This window comes from Oscillibacter sp. UBA6647 (genome assembly GCA_002455655.1).
Lineage (GTDB): Bacteria > Bacillota > Clostridia > Oscillospirales > Oscillospiraceae > Oscillibacter.
Map to the genome: position 1 here is coordinate 25,320 of DKLF01000111.1, position 6,455 is coordinate 31,774.

Below are 6,455 nucleotides of genomic sequence, written 5' to 3' on the forward strand. Positions count from 1 at the left end.
ATTGAATCACCCCCTTCATGAGAAAAGCGCCCATCTCAAAAGAGATGGGCGCTTTATTGTTTATTAACTGAATATAGCCAGTGCGAAATAAACAAGTATACAAGCCGAAGTGAGTAGCTGGGTCCCAATAAAAATGCACTTAAATAAACCGCTTTTATAGTCTGAATAAAAAATGCGGTTTCCTAGCGGTATAAGAAGAATTACTATTGCACTAAAAATCAAGCTCACCAAAAGTCGATTAATTTCATATGAAGGCCAATTTCTAATCCAACAGACATACATAGTAGCTGTTACTACAGCAATAAGAAAAGTACCGAGAAGAAGACTGCCTGCTCGTCGCTTCCAGTTCGCGTACCCTGCCAGCCTTTTAAACAGATACCAAAGAACCAAAACTCCCATTCCAAGTATTGCTAACGCCAGTGCACTACGAAGTTCATGTTTCATATAGCCTCTCCTAAATAACAAGGCCTGTCCCAACTTGGGACAGGCCCTGCGTTCTGTCATCTCCTTTTTATCAGGAAGGAACATCGTCACTTTCATCCGGTCCAGCAGCATCCGGAGCTGCGCCTTCGTCCCGTTTGGAATCCCCAAAGTACACATTGTCGGCCGCGACTTCGGCGGAGCGGCGCTTGCCGCCCTCCTTGTCGGTCCAGTCGCGCAGTTGCAAGCGACCTTCCACCACCGCCATACGCCCCTTTGTAAAATATTTGCTGACAAATTCCGCTGTCGTGCGCCAGGCAACAATGTCGATGAAATCCGTCTCCTTTTCGCCGCTCTGGGACTTGAAGTCCCGGTCAACGGCCAAGGAGAACGAGGTCACCGCCGTGCCGCTGCCGGTACGGCGCAGCTCCGGATCGCGGGTCAGTCGGCCCATTAAAATTATGTGATTCAGCATATCTTTGCCTCCCTGTAAAAAATAAAACGCCGTCCTGTTACAGACGGCAGATTTGCTAGTTTGTCACATGGATGTACCAATCGTTTATTACATCATCAAAGATGTAGAGCGATTTATTAACGGTGGTGTAGAGCTGCCCGCCGGGGGTCCATGCATCCAGCACACGCACCGGCACAGTGTAGGCCATATCGTCCGGATACCAGATGGGCGTGTAATGAATCCGGTTAGAGTAATAAGAAAACGGATTCTGCTTGAATGCCCAGCGCCGCACGTCCACTTTCTCCAGCAGCCGGTTATACTCCTCATACCCAAACTCCGGGAATGTGGCCACGGCATTTTGAATATCCGTCACGTCATAGCTCGATACGCCAGCGCCGTACTGCACCATCGGGTCTACGCTGATCTCCACGGCGTAGCCGGACTTCATAGTGGTCTGGCCGTTGCCCATACGGTACGACGTTTTGCAGCGCTGATCCGGATTCAGGGTCGAATCATGAATTTGAAGCGACGCGCCATAGGTAATGTACTTCCACCTCCAGACACCGAACATCTTTTCCGCGTACCACTCGCCCCATGTGGTGCTCAGGTTGCTGCCATAGTCTGGAACGGCAGGCAGTGTGAAGCCGTTGTTCCTGTCATTATAAGTGGGGTCTGGGGGTAAGTTTTCCTCCAACTCCACCACGTTGACGCGCAGCGTCACAGAGGAATCCCCGCCAAAGGCCGTGGCCGTCAATGTCTGCGGCGTGCTGGGTGTGTGCCACCGCATCCAGACAAGCTGCGTTCCGCCCTCGGGGCAGATGAAGCTTTTGCGGTAGGTTTTGCCACCAACGGACATGACCGCATAGGCATTGGCATCTGGGGCAACTTCCTCACTGGAGGATAGCTGGAAGCTGATAATTACATCCGTGTCCGTGTGGAACTCGTAATCATACTCACCGGGTGTCACGGGCGGTGGTGCGGCCTTAAAGCTGACAATGCCCATTCCTAAGTAGCGGATAATATTGGCGTTGGTCTGCTTGCCAGATTTTGCTCCCGTCCACTTGTCGAGGTGCAATTCCGTGTCCGACTTCTCAAGGAACATGGAAAGCGGCAGGTTCTGATGTGTCAGGGACTTCATCCATGCCCGGAGCTGGCCTTCAATCTGCGCGTCATACATAGCGGCCTCTGTGGCCGTCATGGCCCACTTGACGCCCTTAAACACGAAATAGGCGATTGGCTCCAGAAGCAGCTTGTATTCGCCCCCCGTCAGGTCGTCATAGGGGATGCCGATTCCCCCAGAAATAGATTCAATCACATTTTTGTCCGTGAAGTAGCGTTTGATGGCCTCAATGTTGTTGCCACCTGCGCCACCTACAATTGTGGGCATCTTCAAAGGAACCACGGTACTGGTGTATTCTTCCCACTTTGGTGCTAAACTTGACCCATGCAGATAATCCAGTTTATTTTTGGGAACAAAAGACCGCTTCACGGTGTTCGATTCCGACTGGTTACTCCAGTCCATGGAATAGACCTTCTGTCCATTTTTTAGAATGGTGATACGGCAGCCGTCTTCGTTATTCCAGTAATTCTGCTTGCTTCCTTCTCCCATGCCCCCGCCGCCGTCACCGCTTCCGCCGCCGCCGTCAATGTTTCCATCTCCTTCCGCTAGTACCGGGACAATTAGGAGGGATAGCACCGTAACTACCCCCAGCAGGCTTGCCAATATCTTTCTTCTATACAAAAAATTCATCCTTTCCAAAAAGAAAACTCCCTGCGTCCATTGGAACGCAGGGAGTATCTTTTAATTTTACCAACGAAGGAAACCTCAACCCATTTCTCCAACCTGAATGCCACTCAGTTCATCCGGCATTTCAATGTAGTCAGTCTGTCCGCCGTTGCCCTTATCGACCCATCCGAAGCCGTCCCAATACATTTGCTCCTTGCCATCAACCACTCGAATGTCCCCATCCTTCGGCGTGGAGCTGCCGGGTGTAGACGGCGTACTCGGCTTAGAAGGTGTGCTGGGCTTGGTGGAGCTGTCCGAAGGCTTTGTTGTGGTAGAGCTGTCATCGGACGGCGTGGTAGTTTTATCGCCGGTGGAAGGCTTCGTGGTGGTGTCGCCGGTGGAGGGTTTCGTGCTGTCCGTGCCGGAGCTGCCGCTGGTGGAAGGGGTGGTGCTCGGCTGCTCCCCGTGATAGGCTCCGTCCGTGCCGGTAATCTTCCCGCCCCCGCTGCCGATGTTGGCCATGGGCGTGCCGGGAGCTGCCGTTGTGGTGTCCAGCTCGTCCATGTTGGCGTCCCAAGTACGGTCAACGGTCACGTTGCCGTCTGCGTCAGTTGCGACCTTGATACTGTCATCAACAGAGTTCGTGCCGGGCGTGGTCTTGGAAATGGAGGCAGGATTGGAAGTGTCGATGGTAAAATTATAATTCTTCGGCGTCTCGGGAACCACTTGGGCGGCTGTAAGCTCCGCAGCTCGCGCCCGCTCCTTGCCGGGAATGTAGATAAAGTTAACGTAGTAGGCAGCAGCACCCACCGCAGAAAGCGCCAGAGCAAATGCGGTGACAGGCTTCCAGTTTCTTTTCAGTGCTTCTTTCATTTCAAATACCTCCCAAAAAGTGTATTCTACTTCTATATACATCATAGCACAATTGGCAATAAAATGCAATACAAAGTAGTGTAAAACATTCATTTTGTGGAAAAGTGCAAAACTTTTTGCTTATTAATGTTATATGTTCGTTGTGGAAGCTTTTTTCTTTGCTGTGTGGAAAACACAGACTCAAAATTCCATTGACCAGCCGCCTTCCTGCTGGCGCTTCTTCCTCAAATCGCGCTTGGCAGTCTCGGACAGGTTGCGGTACTTTTCCCGCTGAAGGTTTCGCTGGCTCTGAAGCTGATTCTTGCTCTGACTTCCGGAGCGGAACAGCCGAAGCAGCGCCATGGTCGCCAGTTCCTGCTGCTCCTGCAGATCATAGCCTTTTTCTGTCCGCATTGTTTCAACCACCAGCTCATGCATGGAGCGGTAGAGATTTATATACTCGGTGTTCCGAAGCTCTGAATGCTGGCCGGGGTCCTCGCCCTGCAGGATGGACGATTGCTCCACCAATGTTCGCAGCCGCAGATCGCTCACCAGTTCTTTTATCACACTGTCCATCCACTCCTGATACTTCTCCTTCCGCAGCGGAGGCTGCCGCAGGGGACTTGCCTTCGGCAGCTCGCTCATGAGTTGCTGAAAGCTTCGGTTTTCCCGCAGCAGCTCCACCGCCAGATGCCGCACAGTTTCATGCAGCTCTTGTGAATCCGTGAGGCTGTCCGGCTCCACGCGGCTGCCGGCCAGCGGCTCACCCACAGTGCGCCCGATCTCATCCAGCACGGCAGCCCGTGCCGATTGGTACATTGCGCGGTATGCTGCCGACAAGGCTTCTTTGTCTGCTTTTTTTCCTTCTTTGCTGAGAAACCCGGTTGTCTTGCTGCGGATACGAATATCCTCCGCCAGCCGCTGCGTCAATTCACCCACCTTTTTTTGAATGTCCTCGTCCTTTAAAAGCTCTATGGAGGGTGTACCCCATTTGGGGAGCATCCGCAGCAGCTCTTCAAAGGCGGTATCTCCACGCAGGATTCTTCCGGCAGTTCGCCACGTCTCCAGCCGCAGGCGGCACAGGTCTTCAGGCGGTTTCTGCTCCCGTATGCCGGCGGCAACCTCCTTCAGGACGGAAAGCGTCTCATTGCCCAGGTCTGTGAATAGCCGTTCGTGAGCCTGCTTCTGAAATTTTTCCGCAAGCGCGTCGTCATTCCCATATAACCGCGAAACGTCCGCACTCAGCTTCTCATATTTTCGTTCCAGCGCCTCAAAGTCGGAGATTTTCATGACCTGCTCCAGCCATGCGTTTAACCGTTCCCTGTACTGCGGTTTTAAAAATCCGTATTTCAGCCGTCCAGTGGTCGGCAGCGTGTGGACTAGCTCCACCAGCCCCTTGCCCAACTCGTCCAACTCTCCGGGGCGGACGTGGTCCAAATTCAGCGCTTCCGGAAGGTTAAAGGATTTCATCAGGGCAGATAGCTGAAGCCGCGTGGCTTTGGCCGCCTCACTTTGCTCTGCCTGCACCGTTTTTAGTTCTTTTTCAAAATACAGCGCACGGGAAAAGGTGGTGCGGACTCGTTCTGAAATCAACTCAAACCGCGTCTTCGATACAAACTCCTGTCTAGGCTCCTTTCCGTTATCCCAATAGATAATATGGACGTGGGGGTGGGTTTTTTTGTAATGCATCGCCGCTACCCATCGAAAATCTTCTGGCTTGATATGCATTTCTCTCTGAATGACAGAAATTCTGGTGTTAATTAGCTTCTGCCATGTTTCCCGGTCATAAAGGTCATAGTCTCTGGCAGTGGTCTTCCCAACGGAGAGGATGGCACGATAGAGCGTATGGTCTTTTGACGCTGTTCCAACCGCCTGATGGGCCGTGCGCAGGTCGGCTATGTTCTTGCTGGCTTTCATGTCAGGCAGCTTTCCCCACAGGCCGAAGCCGCAGCCAGGATTCCGCATAACGCCGGGCCGCGTAGCGATGTAAACCAGATGCTTTTGATTCAATACGCGGGTGTCGGGCAGATTTCTAGGCTTGTATGACTGCTTGAATACAAATAGCTCCGGAGCCTTATCGGCCATTACGATTCATCTTTACAAAGCGTCAGCCTGCACTCAGGGCAGACCAGCCGCCCATTGGGCATTCGAACCATGTTTTCAGACTCCTTACCGCAGATGATGCATGTATTCAGTGCCTGCACCAGCAAAATGCTGCCGTCACCCGGGAACAGAAGTTCCACGGTCATCCCCGATTCTAATTGCGCTTTCTGCCGGAGTTGGAGGGGTAATACGATCCGGTGACCCGCGTCCCATTCTGTGACTTTACAATCCGGTCGATTTTCATCACCGATTTGGTAGGGGGAGATCAAGATACCTTTTACGGAGCCGGAGATGGTGACCTTACCGGTGAGGATACTGCCCCGCGCCTCATTTCCGATATTAATGCGGCCCTGCTGCGTAATTCTTCTTTTCATGACCATGTTTATAATTCCTCCGATTCATCTATAATGCGCTTCGCGCCCTCCTTCAGGAAGGCGTCAATATCTCGGTCTTTCAACTTTAGGTATTGAATGCCCAGTTCACGGGCGGAGCCTGCGGCCTCCTCAATCCGCCGCTGCTCCGCAGGACTTCCGTCCCGTGTGGCGGCAAAGATGCTCATAAAAAAGGCGGCCCCCGAAATGTGGGTCGCCTTTGCGGAGATGGCTGCTAGCCGCTCCACCTGCGGCTGAATAGTTTCCTTAACCGCCTGCTGGATTAGCCGGTAAAGCTCTCCCTCCTCCACCTTCGCACCGGTGGCGGACAGGCCCTTATCTACAAGGTCCCGGAGAACTTCACTTTTAGGCCGATGCTGTTCTTTTGCGATTTGGGAGATCAGGTCACTTGTTTTCTTTGAGCAGCGGAACGGAACATAAGGGGCCTGATGACGATCTGTCACTTTGATTCACCTCCGTAATTGTAAAAGCACTTCTATGCGGCAGTTGCCGCATAGAAGTGCTTTTA

7 protein-coding genes are annotated in these 6,455 nt (G+C 52.5%); all 7 read right to left on the minus strand.

All coding sequences use genetic code 11. The annotated features are described in order from the left end of the window. Positions 1-63: 63 nt before the first annotated feature. Positions 64-444: a hypothetical protein gene (locus tag B2W96_RS08425; RefSeq protein ID WP_293009844.1), complete on the minus strand. Its 381-nt coding sequence runs from the start codon at positions 442-444 to the stop codon at positions 64-66. Between the two features lie 70 nt (positions 445-514). Then, the gene (locus B2W96_RS08430) at positions 515-895 is read right to left on the minus strand and encodes a single-stranded DNA-binding protein (protein WP_293009845.1); all 381 of its coding nucleotides are present in this window, start codon (positions 893-895) and stop codon (positions 515-517) included. Positions 896-950: 55 nt separating this feature from the next. Then, positions 951-2,615 carry a hypothetical protein gene (locus B2W96_RS08435; RefSeq protein ID WP_293009846.1) on the minus strand — a complete coding sequence of 555 codons (1,665 nt, stop codon included), beginning with the start codon at positions 2,613-2,615 and terminating at the stop codon, positions 951-953. Between the two features lie 84 nt (positions 2,616-2,699). Further along, a complete protein-coding gene (locus B2W96_RS08440) occupies positions 2,700-3,473 on the minus strand; it encodes a hypothetical protein (protein ID WP_293009847.1) in 774 nt (257 codons plus the stop codon). A 180-nt stretch (positions 3,474-3,653) separates the two neighbouring features. Next, positions 3,654-5,537: a relaxase MobL gene (gene mobL, locus B2W96_RS08445; RefSeq protein ID WP_293009848.1), complete on the minus strand. Its 1,884-nt coding sequence runs from the start codon at positions 5,535-5,537 to the stop codon at positions 3,654-3,656. After that, entirely contained in the window at positions 5,537-5,935 is a 399-nt protein-coding gene (locus B2W96_RS08450; RefSeq protein WP_293009849.1) for a hypothetical protein, read from the minus strand. Before B2W96_RS08450 ends, mobL begins: the two co-directional genes overlap by 1 nt. Before the next feature lie 2 nt (positions 5,936-5,937). Beyond that, positions 5,938-6,390: a hypothetical protein gene (locus B2W96_RS08455; RefSeq protein WP_293009850.1), complete on the minus strand. Its 453-nt coding sequence runs from the start codon at positions 6,388-6,390 to the stop codon at positions 5,938-5,940. Positions 6,391-6,455 lie beyond the last annotated feature (65 nt).